13 protein-coding genes are annotated in these 14,305 nt (G+C 34.6%); 6 read left to right on the forward strand and 7 right to left on the reverse strand.

Annotated elements, in window-relative coordinates; translation table 11 throughout:
- Positions 1-84: 84 nt before the first annotated feature.
- Complete coding sequence (locus tag AAGD90_RS04540; protein WP_010082279.1) at positions 85-708, forward strand: AAA family ATPase; 624 nt, start codon at positions 85-87, stop codon at positions 706-708.
- Here the strand turns inward: AAGD90_RS04540 and tsaB are convergent.
- The 3 genes from tsaB to AAGD90_RS04555 form a co-directional block, all read right to left on the reverse strand.
- Positions 703-1,278: a tRNA (adenosine(37)-N6)-threonylcarbamoyltransferase complex dimerization subunit type 1 TsaB gene (tsaB, locus tag AAGD90_RS04545; protein WP_010962437.1), complete on the reverse strand. Its 576-nt coding sequence runs from the start codon at positions 1,276-1,278 to the stop codon at positions 703-705. The two genes, AAGD90_RS04540 and tsaB, sit on opposite strands and share 6 nt — an antisense overlap.
- Positions 1,278-2,408 (reverse strand): cation:dicarboxylate symporter family transporter, encoded by a 1,131-nt coding sequence (locus AAGD90_RS04550; protein WP_341821728.1) that lies wholly within the window; start codon positions 2,406-2,408, stop codon positions 1,278-1,280. The genes tsaB and AAGD90_RS04550 overlap by 1 nt, the downstream gene beginning before the upstream one ends.
- Before the next feature lie 128 nt (positions 2,409-2,536).
- Positions 2,537-3,526 carry a ribonucleotide-diphosphate reductase subunit beta gene (locus tag AAGD90_RS04555; RefSeq protein ID WP_006280119.1) on the reverse strand — a complete coding sequence of 330 codons (990 nt, stop codon included), beginning with the start codon at positions 3,524-3,526 and terminating at the stop codon, positions 2,537-2,539.
- A 131-nt stretch (positions 3,527-3,657) separates the two neighbouring features.
- Here AAGD90_RS04555 and AAGD90_RS04560 point away from each other — a divergent pair, with 131 nt between their 5' ends.
- Complete coding sequence (locus AAGD90_RS04560; protein WP_006279908.1) at positions 3,658-3,996, forward strand: outer membrane protein assembly factor BamE; 339 nt, start codon at positions 3,658-3,660, stop codon at positions 3,994-3,996.
- A gap of 697 nt (positions 3,997-4,693) precedes the next feature.
- Here the strand turns inward: AAGD90_RS04560 and AAGD90_RS04565 are convergent.
- Positions 4,694-5,314, reverse strand: a complete 621-nt coding sequence (locus tag AAGD90_RS04565) for a hypothetical protein (RefSeq protein WP_022626225.1) — start codon at positions 5,312-5,314, stop codon at positions 4,694-4,696.
- A 172-nt stretch (positions 5,315-5,486) separates the two neighbouring features.
- Between AAGD90_RS04565 and AAGD90_RS04570 the strand changes: the two genes are divergently transcribed.
- The 4 genes from AAGD90_RS04570 (at position 5,487) to AAGD90_RS04585 (ending at position 7,784) form a co-directional block, all read left to right on the forward strand.
- On the forward strand, positions 5,487-6,518 hold the full coding sequence (locus AAGD90_RS04570) for a YhcG family protein (RefSeq protein ID WP_038199734.1): 1,032 nt from the start codon (positions 5,487-5,489) through the stop codon (positions 6,516-6,518).
- Positions 6,518-6,658: a hypothetical protein gene (locus AAGD90_RS04575; RefSeq protein ID WP_007548500.1), complete on the forward strand. Its 141-nt coding sequence runs from the start codon at positions 6,518-6,520 to the stop codon at positions 6,656-6,658. Before AAGD90_RS04570 ends, AAGD90_RS04575 begins: the two co-directional genes overlap by 1 nt.
- 66 nt (positions 6,659-6,724) lie before the next feature.
- The gene (gene recO / locus AAGD90_RS04580) at positions 6,725-7,447 is read left to right on the forward strand and encodes a DNA repair protein RecO (RefSeq protein WP_010082260.1); all 723 of its coding nucleotides are present in this window, start codon (positions 6,725-6,727) and stop codon (positions 7,445-7,447) included.
- A 202-nt stretch (positions 7,448-7,649) separates the two neighbouring features.
- A complete protein-coding gene (locus AAGD90_RS04585) occupies positions 7,650-7,784 on the forward strand; it encodes a hypothetical protein (RefSeq protein WP_264374152.1) in 135 nt (44 codons plus the stop codon).
- A gap of 122 nt (positions 7,785-7,906) precedes the next feature.
- On the opposite strand, the gene AAGD90_RS04590 is transcribed toward AAGD90_RS04585, so the two are convergent.
- From AAGD90_RS04590 to AAGD90_RS04600, 3 genes are read right to left on the reverse strand one after another with little or no spacing between them, the layout of a single operon-like run.
- Positions 7,907-9,289: a PleD family two-component system response regulator gene (locus tag AAGD90_RS04590; protein ID WP_341821729.1), complete on the reverse strand. Its 1,383-nt coding sequence runs from the start codon at positions 9,287-9,289 to the stop codon at positions 7,907-7,909.
- A complete protein-coding gene (locus AAGD90_RS04595; protein WP_341821730.1) occupies positions 9,261-9,557 on the reverse strand; it encodes a hypothetical protein in 297 nt (98 codons plus the stop codon). Before AAGD90_RS04595 ends, AAGD90_RS04590 begins: the two co-directional genes overlap by 29 nt.
- Before the next feature lie 4 nt (positions 9,558-9,561).
- The gene (locus AAGD90_RS04600) at positions 9,562-14,286 is read right to left on the reverse strand and encodes an NAD-glutamate dehydrogenase (RefSeq protein WP_341821731.1); all 4,725 of its coding nucleotides are present in this window, start codon (positions 14,284-14,286) and stop codon (positions 9,562-9,564) included.
- Between the last annotated feature and the right edge of the window lie 19 nt (positions 14,287-14,305).

Consider the following 14,305-nt stretch of genomic DNA (forward strand, 5'->3'; position numbering starts at 1 on the left):
AATAATTTTCTATATAATATTTCATATGTTTTAAAGCTTCATTTTTATGTTATTATAAATGTAAGTTTCAAGATTGAAAATAATATGGTAAATATTAACACAAAAAAACAGCCAGCAGGATTTTTCATATATCTCTCTGGTCTTTCGGGAAGTGGTAAACTTTCCACAGCAATAGAATTATCTAATATGATAAACGCATTAATTGTAAATAGTAAGTTCTATAACAATGTTCAAGCTTGCTCTATATACGATGGTGTCTTTGAACGTGATCAAATACCTAAAGAAGTTCAAGATAGAATATATGGCATTATGCAAATTATGCTTCAGGTAATAGAAAATTATCCGATTCACTCAAAAAATTACATATTTATTGATGAGTTGATGGAAAATAATGACCAGAACATGAGGATGTATGATTCAATAGTAAGGCTTAGTAAAAAAATGAACACAGAAATCCTTCCTGTGGTACTTAGGTGTGATCTACCGACATTACAAAAGCGTATTGCATTAAAAAGGCAAAGAAAAAATAGGAAGGTGATTAATCTAAATAGCATTGTAGAGAAATTTAGGACTGACGATTTATTTATACCACCAAGTGCCATAGAGATAGAAAATTCAGATATGAGTATAAAAGAAGTAGCTCAAGAGATAGTAAACCAGATGCACAAGCTTAGTAACATTGCATGTACGCGAAAGAATAGTCTATAATGATTTCATATACTGAGGCTCATTTAAATATAGAGCTTCAACTTCATTTAATTTTTGCTTGTTCTCTAATCTATAACGGACTAATAGCCCTGCATGGCTAGCATTTAAATTGCAATCCATATGTGTACTGCTTGTAGCGTGACACTGGGATCCAGGTGCAGATAGTGGCAATAAATTGAAATCAAATAACTGCGTATAAAACCCTTGAGCATTTTTGACTATAGCTCTGATATTTTTTTTGTTATTCGTACAAAGCAAAGATATTGCGTAGGCTTGAACTTCCAGCGCACTAACTCCGTATAATGGCTTATTTGTAGCAAGATTTATACCTTGTGCAGCTGATATACCAACTCTAATTCCAGTGAAACTTCCTGGTCCAACTACTACCACTAAATGATCTATTTTATCATAATTATAGTTGTGCTTATCAAACAAAGTATTCAGAATTTGAAAAAATGATTCTGCATGATTGTTGCTGGCGGAATTGTGCTCTACAAAACAGTTACCATCATAATCAACTATTGCTATTGAACTACCAATACCTACAGTATCAATCGCTAAAATAGACATTACTTAAGCTTATCATAGAGTTTTGTAAACATTATAGCAAAGGCACCATTACCCATAACGTTTGCTGAAGTGATTATTGGATCAAACACTATATACAGTGCTGTGATTAACGAAAGCATTTCTGGAGAAAATTTGAGGTATTTCTCAAGAATAGGTAGCATTACCATAATTCCTCCTGCCGGAACTGCCACGATAGCAAACTTAAATAACAAAAAATAGAGAAGGAAAGTTACATAGTCTGTTGTGCACAATGAATAACCGGAGGCAATTATCATTGATAATATTATAATAAAAAAGCAATCACCTACTAAATGAAAGCTAGCAGTTATTGGCACAACAGACGATGCTATGTCAGGTTGCTTTACATTTTTTTTGCTTCCTTCAAGAGTAAGCGGCATAGTTGCATTACTAGACATTGTGCTCATTGCAGTAATAAATGCCGGTATCATATTGCCTATACTAGCTATCCAGCTTGTGATCTTGAATGAATTTGCTGCTCCATATAAGAGGAAAACATAAAGGTAGGTTGCAGATGCTATAATAATGAAAATTATTGAGTAATCCTTAAATATTATAGATAAAACTTGATCATGCTGCATTTTTAAAGCAAGCCCAAGTACAAATATTGGAATAATCGGCGTCAAAAACGTCTTCAAAATAAAGAGAGTTAAATCTAACATTTTGTTCGAAAGCTCTCTGCTTTTTTTGGGTAGCAGTGTGGACACTACTATGCTGGACACAAATCCACAAGCAAGGGCATAAAAATTAGAAAGCAATGCAGGCAGTCTAAACGACCATAAGGGAACAATTGTTTCTTCATACGTTATATCTTGTATTGAATAAGTGTTTTGTATGATAAAATGCCCAACAGAATAAGCTATTAAACTTGAAGCCAGATTCGATAAGAAGATCATTATAATAAGTAACAATATGAACTTTATAGCTGACTGCTTAAGATTGTTAACACTGCTAAAGATTAACGCAAAAATAATAAAAGGCATTATAAATAGCAAAACCTCTTTTATACTAAGGCTCGTTGAGTACAAGAAGGTTTTTACTTCCATTGGAGCTAAATGACCAAAGAATGCAGCTGAAGTGATGACCGTGAGTAAGATTAATAGTTGTAGCACGTTCTTATATACCAATGTCCTATGGACATATATATGGTAAGTTAGTTGTTAAGTAAAGCAAAACTGTCTAAACTGCACAGCAAATGGTGTAATGAAAGTGGAATGACAAAAAAGAGTGAAATTAGCATTCACTTATTATTCGTGTCATTTTCAGTAAAAGCTTCTTCCCACGTGCCTTGAGTTGCTGCGCGGCTATACTCTGTTACTCTATTTTCAAAGAAATTCGTATGTTCAACGCCATTTAGTATTTCATCAAGCCACGGAATAGGATTATCATTGACATCATATATGGACTCAAGACCTAATTGCATTAACCGTCTGTTTGCTACGTAGCGTATGTAATTGCGCACTTCTTCTGCGGATAGTCCTTCAACATCTCCTAAATCAAAGGCAAGCTTTATGAATTCGTCCTCAAGTTCAACGATGGTGCGACATGCAGAATATAATTCCTCTTTAAACTCGTTGTCCCAAATTTCATTATTCTCTTTAATAAATGTATTAAATAACATGATAATTGAATTGGTGTGCAAAGTTTCATCACGGGCTGACCAGGCGATTATCTGCCCCATTCCTTTCATTTTTCCAAAACGTTGGAAATTGAGCAAAATTGCAAATGATGCAAATAACTGCAACCCTTCAGTGAATGCACCAAACACTGCTAGAGTTTTAGCTACATGTTTTTTATCGTGTTTTTTGCTTTCCTCGAATTCCAACATATATTCATATTTCTTTCTCATAGCATCATACTTTAAAAATGCTTGATACTCACTTTCTGGCATGCCAATTGTGTCTAAAAGATAAGAATAAGCTGCAATGTGTATGGTTTCCATATTGGAAAAGCTTGCAAGCATCATGCATATTTCTGTTGGCTTAAATATATTTGAATAATGCCTCATGTAGCAGTTATTTACTTCAATGTCTGCCTGAGTAAAAAATCTAAAGATCTGGGTTAGTAGATTTTTTTCTACACTTGAAAGTTTAGTTTTCCAATCCTTCACGTCATCAGCGAGCGGAACTTCTTCAGGTATCCAATGGATTCTTTGTTGCTGCAGCCACGCATCATACGCCCAAGGGTAATTAAAAGGTTTGTATATTGGATCTGCTTCTAACAATGACATAAGACACCTATTATTTTCTAAAGTAAATATTATATTAAGTGATATTGAGAATCAGTCAATTTAACTTTTTTGAAATTTGACGGCAGATAATTTATTAGTGTATTATAGCTTCAAGTAATTTATCAACAGAAATGCGAGTATTAATATCTTTTATTTTATTATTTACAGTGAGCTGCACTCACACTATTCACAATCACGGAGCTCCTGGCATTAGTGTTGAATTGTGGAGCAAGATAAAAGTAGGTGACGATAAAGAAAAAGTGGTTCACACTTTAGGATCACCAACATTAGTATCAAAGTTCGATGACAATGTTTGGTACTATGTCTCATATAAAATTAAACAAGCCAATTTTTTAGGAAAAAGGAAGTATAGTAGTAAGTCTCTGCAAATTTCATTCGACCAGGACGGTAAAGTTGAAGATACAAAAGAAACTGACATCTTAGAGAGATCTTTGGCTGTTTCTGATTGAAAGTTTGCTCAGATCTTCCTACGTCATACCGCGGTTCATTCCATAACTGTACGAACATTGCGATTTGGGCCTACCAGAAGGGTGTCATGAAAGTAGCTGACACTAGTTCCTTTATGACGGCAGTGCCCAGACTACTTGGATCCAGGAAACTTAATTGCAAGTAATGCATTGGGTTTGGTAAGTATGGGTTTTGCGTTATAGAATGAAGCACTTTTGGTGAATTTGTAAAGAAAACTGGATCCCAGTGGGCTTTGTTGCATCGCTAGCTATGATGGATTAAAGATAAAAAAGATAGGGAATATCAGTAGCTTATTATTCTGGTATTTATAACAAGAACGGTCAATGAATACCTAAATTTGAGTAAAAGAAATTTCACTACCATTTACCAATCCGGCTAAAATTCAAGAATTTCAATGCTTTAGCTATTTTCAATAGAATTAAATTTATTAATATAAATAACAAATTACTATTCTTAAATTTGATCAGATTGATTGCAAAAAAACAAGATTTTCAATAGGTTGCTTATAATCCTAACTATAGTTAGCCTTTCATAAGTAGCGATGCAACAAAGCCATCCCAGTGTCAAGCACTGGGATGACACCATTTGTTGTAAACTCACTTTTACTCTATGGTTATACTACCTTGCTGCTATCCTGAACGGATACAGTGGGCTTATTAAATTATAGAATTACTTTAGCTATAGAATAAAATCTAGTGTTACTTCACGCCAAATGTGGTGGTGCTGAGTAGGCAAGCCGGTCAATGGGCTACATTTATATACTGCACGCATTGCATTATCTGCTATCGACCTGAAAAGTGGATTATTTCGATAGGAATCACTGTCTGCTACATCCGCCATAATTATCTCGCCTTGACTGGATAACAATAAGTTAATTTTTATATTAAAATTTTCTTTGTAAGCTATGCTTTCAGGAATGCTCCAGCATTTTGTGAGCTTGTCTCTTATAGAGTTAATAATTTCTGTTACAACTAATTCATCCTTTTTGCTCTCAACGCTTTTTTCGTTTCCTATTTCATTTTTTGCCCCTCTAACATCCCTTCTTAGTTTTTTCTCTACACTTTTTTTTCTTTTTGGAATTGGAATGAATTCTTTACCCTCGTTAATAATGACTTCTTCTTGCATTTCGATAATTTGCCTCGGTTGTGCTACAACAGTGTGCTCAACTATTTCTTTTTTCCTTTGTGGTATAGGAACAGCTAACGTATCATTCGTTTGGGCTTTTGTTGAAGATAACGAAAAAAGCAAAAAACAACATAAAGACAAAAAAAGAATATAATTCGAATAGAAAAAACGCATATGTTAAGCAGCTTGTTTTACTGGTTTAAAGCTAATATTGCACGTAAAGTCAATATATTTTAGTTGATGGACGAGTTTGAAGTCAATAAGGAATCCCTTCAAAGCTGAAGGCAAGCGGAAGATTGTCTTCTCGACAGACAAAGGAATTGTATAATGGATTAAAAGGAACCGTATGACAAAAATTATAGCAAAAGAATATACAGAATTTTTAGAGCAATTGAAGGATCATATTGCAACAAACCGTTATAAAGCAGCACTTGCAGTAAATAGTAAGCTTATTTTGCTTTACCACCATATTGGTACAGAGATCCTAAAACGCCAAAAAGAACATACCTGGGGAGCTAAGGTAATTGATCAATTAAGTAAGGATTTGAGAAGTACATTTCCAGAAATGAAAGGCTTTAGCATGAGAAATCTGAAGTATATGCGTAAGTTTGCCGAAGAATATCCTGATGTTGAATTTGTGCAGGAGCCTCTTGCACAATTAACTTGGTATCACAATATCACTCTTTTGGAAAAAATAGAAAGTCATGAAATAAGATTATTTTATGTAAAAAAAGCTATTGAACATGGCTGGTCACGTAACATTATGGTGATGCAGATAGAACTTGGACTACATAAACGTCAAGGAAAAGCAATAACTAATTTTAAAGAAAAATTACCATCTCCACAATCCGATCTAGCACATTACACATTAAAAGATCCGTATATTTTTGATTTTTTAAGTATAGGTAAGGATGCTCATGAAAGAGAAGTAGAAAAAGGACTCGTAGGGCATATGGAAAAATTTCTGTTAGAACTCGGTGAAGGATTTGCATTTGTTGGTAGACAATTTCATTTAGATGTTGGTAATAAAGACTTTTATATTGATTTATTATTCTATCATTTAAAGTTACGTTGCTTCGTAGTGATTGAACTAAAAGATAAGGATTTTAAGCCGGAATATGCTGGTAAAATGAATTTTTATCTTTCTGCAGTTGATGATTTACTGAAGCACTCGACAGATCAACCTTCTATAGGGTTAATCTTATGTAAATCTAAAGACGATGTACTTGCTAAATATACACTCCGAGACATGAACAAGCCAATAGGGCTAGCAGAATATCGAATAACTGAAAATCTACCAGAGAACATAAAAACAGCTTTACCGACGATAGAAGAATTAGAAGCTGAATTATCCAAAATTTCAGACGAGGAAAAGTAATGTTACTAAAATCATTCAAACAATTATTTAGCAAACCAAAAGCTCAGTATGAAATGCATCAGGCTCAGGAAGAAGAGTGGCAGCCAATAACTTACTCTCTCATAGCCTTGAAACTTTGGAAGCAAACAGTAACGGAGTAAGTGATTTTTATGGATTACACGCTCTAGGTGCACTATCCTATATATCATACGGTCAATACACTCTAAATGAGATGGAAAGATGAAGGCATCATTATAGCTGCTAAAAAATACGGCGATAAAAACTTAATTCTTTCTCTGTTTACAAAAAATCATGGAAAGCGCAGGGGATTAACTAAGCTAACAAACAATAGCAATTATAAGTTTCAGATAAGTAATCTATTACATGCAGAATGGAGTGCTAAGTTACCTGAAAATCTAGGTTTTTTTAAGTGCGAATTAATCGAATCTCCATTCCATCATTTCTTTCAAGATAGGTTAAAAAGCATTACTATTGTTTCTTTCTCCTCTATTTTAGAAAAAGTGCTTCCAGAAAGTGAACCCTGTGCCATGCTGTATGACAATTTTCGATATTTCATCGATGTAATTAAACACAACAATCAGTCTTGGCAAAGCCATTATCTTAACTTAGAGCTTCTGCTTCTTACGCAATTGGGATTCAAGTTAGACTTATCCAAATGCGCTGTAACAGGTGTTAAGGAAAATTTACAATTTATTTCTCCAAAAACTGGTAGAGCAGTGTCAAAAAAAGTAGGAGATTATTATGCAGATAAACTCCTACCTTTTCCACAAATGTTACATGATGTATACAATAATAACCTACAAAACAGCTACTCATTCCAAGAATTTCAGTTAGGACTGAAAGTCACAGGATATTTTTTAAATAAGTATCTATTTTTGCAGTTAAACGTGAAATTTCCAGAGCTGAGAAACCTCATGTTGTCGCTTTAATTTTAGCAGTCCTACGTCATACCGCGATTCATTCGCGGTATCTCTTAGCATAGATCCAGCTAACAAGTAGCGGGATGAAGAACTTATCGTCATGCCACCGCGAACCGTCATACCGTGATTTATTCACGGTATCTCTTAGCATAGATCCAGCTAACAAGCAGCGGGACGACGGTTGTCAGGGTGTCATCCCAGCGCCCCTATGATGTCATCCCAGTGCCCAGACACTGGGATCCAGAAAAGTTTGCTTGTGAACAAGCAAACTAGCATGGAAAGTGGTTACAACGTTTTCGATGAGATTATATGGAAAACTGGATTCCAGTGTCAAGCACTGGAATGACAAGGTATAAACCTTATCGTCATGCTGCCGCGAACCGTCATACCGCGATTCATTCGCGGTATCTCAGCATAGATTCCGCTAACTAGTAGCGGAATGACGGTTGTCGGCAAACTTAAGCCACTTTAGCTATAGCCAGTAACCACTCTATTTCTACCACTGTTTTTTGCTTTATATAAATATTTGTCGGCACGTACTATAAATTCTTTAATATTGTCAAGGTCAGATTCTTGCATTTCTGCAATTCCAATGCTCACAGTTACATCGTGGGTTGTATTTTTATCCGCAAGTATAAAAGGTTTTTTAGCAATAATTTTTCGTATTCTCTCCGCAACAGTATACGCATCTGATACATTGGTATCTGGCATTACAACAACAAACTCCTCACCACCAAACCTAGCTAGTAAATCTGTCACTCTGATATTTTCAGAAATTCTTTTCTGTATTTGCTTTAAAAGTTCATCTCCAGCACTATGCCCAAAACTGTCATTCACTATCTTAAAATAGTCTATATCAAGTATCATAAGAGACAACCTTCTATCCTTTTCCACAGAGTCCTTAACAATGTTTCTTAAGTGTGCATCAAAATATCTTCTATTATAACAGTTAGTTAATGGGTCCTTTATAGACATTTCCGCATTATTAAATAAATTCATTCTCAAGGCATCTTGATATCTTTTGCGTTTTACTTGCGAATTAACCCTTGCTATTAGCTCACCCTCATCCAAAGGTACTGTTAAATAATCATTAGCACCTACATCAAGTGCTTTTACTAAATTGTTTTTATCATAATCCTCAGAAAGAATCAGAATTGGTGTATAACGTGTTTCCACCTTACTACGAAACTCAGAACACAAACGCAAGCCGTCAGTTTTTGAAAATTGCATATCAGAAATGATCAGGTCGTAACCATTCTCAATACCAACCTTCAATGCTTCCATTGGATCACTCAGTATTTTAATTGACCTAAAGCGTTGCTTTAATATATTATATATCTGCTCTGCTTGATGAACATCCTCATCTATAACAAGTATGTTAGCATCAAAAATCTGATTGGAATAATCCATAATACTGTTTCCTGCGACTCCACCAATCTCAGCGTTAGTTTCTCCTCTCAAACGCAATTCATCGATAATCATCTTTAAGCGTGTGAGAGACTTAATTCGTGCAGATAAAGCAGTTTCGTTTATTGGTTTAGTCAGAAAATCATCCGCGCCAGCATTAATACCTTGCACTCTATCATGAGTATCATGCAGCGCAGTTACCATAATTATTGGAATATGGGTTGTCAAGGGATCATTTTTTAGCTCCTTACAAACTTCAAAGCCATTCATCTTTGGCATCATGATATCAAGTAATATAATATCAGGCTGCTGCTTTGCTACTAAATCTATAGCTTCTTCACCATCATGAGCTACGATAACCGTATAGTACTCTGCTTTTAGTCGAGCTTCTAAAAGCTTGACATTAGATAGTACATCATCTACTACCAGAATCTTTGCTGTCATTATCTTTAGATGTATTATCTATATCATAAGTAGGATAAAGCTTACCATTTTTACCAATTATGTAATTTACTTTCTCAGCATTACATTCTTTATATAAGTCTTCAATTCCGGCATCCTTCAATAACCTCCTAGCTTTTAACTTTACAATTATAAAATACCTATATATAGTCTTAATAAAATCAATAAATACAGGTACCTTATTTTTATCAAGAACAATTATGCTCACTAAAGCTACAACTAAAATTTCTAAAAGACCTATATTGAACATTTTCCTATGAAGCAAGTACTTTAATCCTTCTGATTATAAATATTAATTTGCTTAAATCAAGTTTAGAAGCAACCATCTCATCTAAAAAACTATTATAACGTTCTATGTAGTCCTTATCATTACAAGCCCAGGTTTGAACCTTATCTTCGGGGTTATCAGTAGCTTTTATGACTTTAACAGTTAGCTTGTGATGGTAATTGCTTAAATCGTCCAATAAATCATTAACTAAGCTGCGATCCCAATAAGAAGAGCGGCTTTTCATCTTGATGGCAATTGTTCTAATCAGATCGAATCTTAACAGCGACTTTAACTCAAAGTATATTTTACCAGCATCAAGAATGGACAAAGATGTCTGTTCAGCAACAGATATAATATCCAGTGCATAAGTAAGAACGCACAGGTCAGCAATTTTTTTTGCTAGATCTTTATCTATATTAAGTTCCACTAAAGAAGTGTATCCATGATTATAGACCTTTAACAGGTGTTCATCTAAAACATCATGGCCTAAAGTTTCAATTGCATCTTTAAATTTTGTAACATCATCCAATTCTACAAAGCTAAGATTTTTTACTAACCAAAACGATACTCTGCCAATAAATTTCTGCACGTTCCTCACTATTTGTAAGTATGAGTTAACATCAATTTTTCCATCCAATTCATCAATTTTCTGCCACAGGCTGTTTAAATCATACAGGTGGTTAACAACAATATATATGTTAACCGCTTCTTGTATCTTAATTCCAGTGTTCTCAGCCAAATTATTGATGAATATACAGCCCATTCTATTCACTACATCATTTGCAATGCAAGTAGAGATAATTTCTCTACGAAGTTGGTGTTTTAATATGAAATCCTTAAACTTTGTTACCATCTTTTTAGGAAAATAACCTAGCAAGTAGTCATGAGATATAAGATCTTTTTCAGACAGATCGGAATGTATAATTTCATTTTTTATTGCTGTTCTAGCATAAGACATTAGAACAGAGAGCTGAGGAGAACTGAAACCTTCTGCACCAGTTAACATCCTTGCTATCTCTTCTTCAGTTGGAAGAAATTCTACGCTTCGGTTTAACAGCCCAGATTTTTCTAAACTGAGCAGTAACCTGTGGTGCTGCTCCAATCTCTCTTTAGCTTGCAAACACTCAAGAAGTAATGCTTTTGTTTCAATTTTGTTGTGGTTCTCAAGCACTTTGGATGCAACTTCATCCACCATACTTGCCAGTATTTCATTCCTTTTTCCTAAAGAAATACCCCCTGCTTTCATAGCTGAAACAAATGCAATCTTAATGTTAACTTCAAGGTCTGAACATATCACTCCGGCTGAATTATCAACAAAATCTGCATTGATATATCCACCTCTTTCAGCATATTCTATTCTTCCAAGCTGTGTACAACCAAGATTTCCACCCTCTATAAACATAGAAGCTCTAATATCCTTACCATTTACTCTCAGCTCATCGTTTGCTTTGTCACCGACCATGCTATGATTTTCACTCTTTGCCTTAACAAACGTGCCAATTCCTCCATTCCATATGAAGTCCACTTTTGCTTTCAACAGATATCTAATCAAATCACTTGGAGGTAGCATATCTTCTGTTATATCAAAGCATTTTTTCATTTCTTGAGAAAGATTTACTTGCTTGCTGCTACGCTCAAATACCCCGCCACCCTGAGAGATCAAATCTTTGTTATAATCCATCCAGGTTGAAAATGGTAACTTAAAGAGACGTTTACGTTCTGTGAAACTCTTTTCTGCATCAGGATTTGGGTCAACAAAAATATGCATATGGTTAAATGCGCCGATTAAATGTATATTTTTTGAAAGCAGCATACCGTTTCCAAATAGATCGCCAGCCATATCTCCAATTCCAATAACAGTTGCATCCTGGTAAATATCCTTATTCATTTTCCAAAAATGCCTTTGTGCTGCAATCCATGCACCTCTTGCTGTAATACCCATTTTCTTATGGTCGTAACCTACTGATCCACCAGATGCAAATGCATCGCCAAGCCAAAAGTTATATTCAGAGGCTATCTGGTTGGCATAATCAGAAAATGAAGCAGTTCCTTTATCAGCAGCAACCACGAGATATGGATCATCTTCATCATACCTAATCACATTCTCTGGTGGAATTATTTTACCATCAACCACGTTATCAGTAATATCAAGCATTCCTCTGATAAAACTCTTATAGCACTCAACACTTTTCTCTCTTAAAATATTCTTATCTTTATAAGCTTGCTTTATTACAAACCCACCCTTTGCACCAACAGGGACAATAACCGCATTTTTTGTCATCTGAGCTTTCATGAGCCCCAAAACTTCAGTGCGAAAATCTTCCGTCCTATCCGACCACCTTAAGCCACCACGGGCTAATTTCCCTCCTCTTAGATGTATTCCCTCAAAAAGGTTTGAATAAATATACAATTCACGATACGGACGAGGATCAGGTAAACCATTTATTTTACTTGAGTCAAATTTTGTAGATAAATATGGTTTATCGTCTTGATAATAACTGGTCCTTAAAATAGCCATTATCAAGTTAAATATCGAGCGCAAAACGTAATCATGTGAAACATTGCTGATCTCTTTTAGAAGTTCCTCAATTTTTTCTCTGACAATGTCCGCAGTTTCTGCTCTATCAATGTCTATGTTAGGATCAAATCTTGCATGAAATAGTTGTATCAAATACTTTACTATTTTTGGATGCTCTGAGACTACCTTTTGGATATATTCTGGATTGTAGTTAAATGACGTCTGCTTTAGGTAAGCACTTAACGCTCTAACCAGAAGCACTTCTTTCCACTTGAGCCCAGCAATAATGATCAAACTATTGAAATAGTCATTTTTAATTTCCTTGCTAAACACTTTCGCAAGTGTTATTTCAAATTGCTCTTTTAGAGTAATGTTGTCTATTAATTCATCGACTCTTGACAACACAAAATGGTGTATCCATATTCCGCCGTTAATTTCTATGTAATAGCCATTATGAGATAGAATCTTAGCTCCCAAATTCTTAGTAATTCTTAATATCTTCGATAATTCAAGACCTCCATTGCTCGAAGTGTAAACCTTTAATTGATAATTAAGATTGTCACGAGTAAGTCTTAAATCGACCTCGCTAACTCTTTTTTTCCTCACTATCTCCAATTTTTTCATATCGTAATATGCGTCATGAGGTTCGAAACTCTCTTGATAGCTTATTGGAAATGCCTTGCAATAACGGATGAATATATCCTCAACAGTGCTAAAAGTATTATATAAATTGTCTATAAAACGATCTTCCCATTTTTCCGTAATGTTCCTTAATTTGTTTTCGATACGCAAAACTTCATCATCAGGAACACTAGCGTTTTTAGCCTTTAGCACCACGTGCAATTTCATTAAGTCATATTCGTTTATAATGTGGTGGTTATAAATATCTGAACTTTCTGCATTTATCTCATCCTTCAATATATTGCTTATCTTGAGCATTAGCCTGGAGCTAGCATAACGCATCGGTATCAGCACTATACAACTAGTAAACGCTCCCTTACTTCTTAAGCATAACTTGACTCTTGGTCTTATTGCAAGGGACATAATAGAAGTACAAATTTGAAATAATTCTTCCTCATTAGACTGGAACAATTCATCACATGAGAATACTTGTAAAATATAAATTAGAGCTTTGTTATTGTGGCCCCCGGTTACAAACCCTGCATTTTTTTCTATAACTTTAACTTTATCTCTTATTATTGGAATAGTTCTAATATCTTGGACCTCCGCTACAGAAGTAAATAGCCCGAAAAAACGCCGTTCCTTTACCACATTACCCTGGTCATCAAATTCTTTTACTCCTATACAATTCATGTATGTACGCCGATGGACTATTGAGATTAGATCTGATCTCAATATGTATAGGGAATCAAGGTTTGCAGAAGGAATCAACGTACTTTGACCTACTCTCATCAGGCCAAGGTCCTTTTTGCTGTCACAGACGAGTTTTTCATCTTTACCAGCAATATATTCTTGATAACCTAGAAATACGAAGTTATTATTCTTTAACCAAACTAGAAAATCTTTTTGCTCTTGATTTCGGTCTGGTGTCATTCCAGTGCGTGACACTGGAATCCACGTGTCCTTTTCCTGGATCCCAGCTGGGATGACAGAAAGACTTGCCTCATCAAGTTTCTTGAGCATTAAGTGCCAATCTTTCACAACGCAATTAACCGCTTTCAGCGTTTTCTGTAGAGATTCTTTTAATGTATCAACAAAGCTGTCACTTATACCTTTGATAATTACATATATGACTGACTCTTTGACTCCATTGCTTTCTTCCAAAGAGTAAATCTCGTCTATTAGGCCATCTTTTCTTTTAATGTTAATTATGCTGTTGCTGTAATAGCATATGGTTAAATCGTGCGACTTAATAGTTGCAATAACGGAGTCAACCAAAAATGGCATATCATCGTTTGTTATCTTAATCGTGGTAAAATCGCCTTCTATTCCTGGTATATCATCTATATTGCTTACTACTAACTTACTTTCATCTTTCTCTTTTTGAGAAACAAAATTGTAAGCATCGTTTACAATATATAGCAAAAACTTATCATTGGCTTTTAGGTCGCTTTTATAAACAAAACTATAAAAATACTTAATAAATTTTTTAATTTTTTCTTTATCTTGCTGATTTTCTTGATCAGCTAACTTAAATAAAGACTCAGTGTCAACATTATGATCTATACACATTTTTTTTAACAAAAATACA

The sequence above is a fragment of the Wolbachia endosymbiont (group A) of Ischnus inquisitorius genome (assembly GCF_964026985.1).
GTDB lineage: Bacteria > Pseudomonadota > Alphaproteobacteria > Rickettsiales > Anaplasmataceae > Wolbachia > Wolbachia pipientis.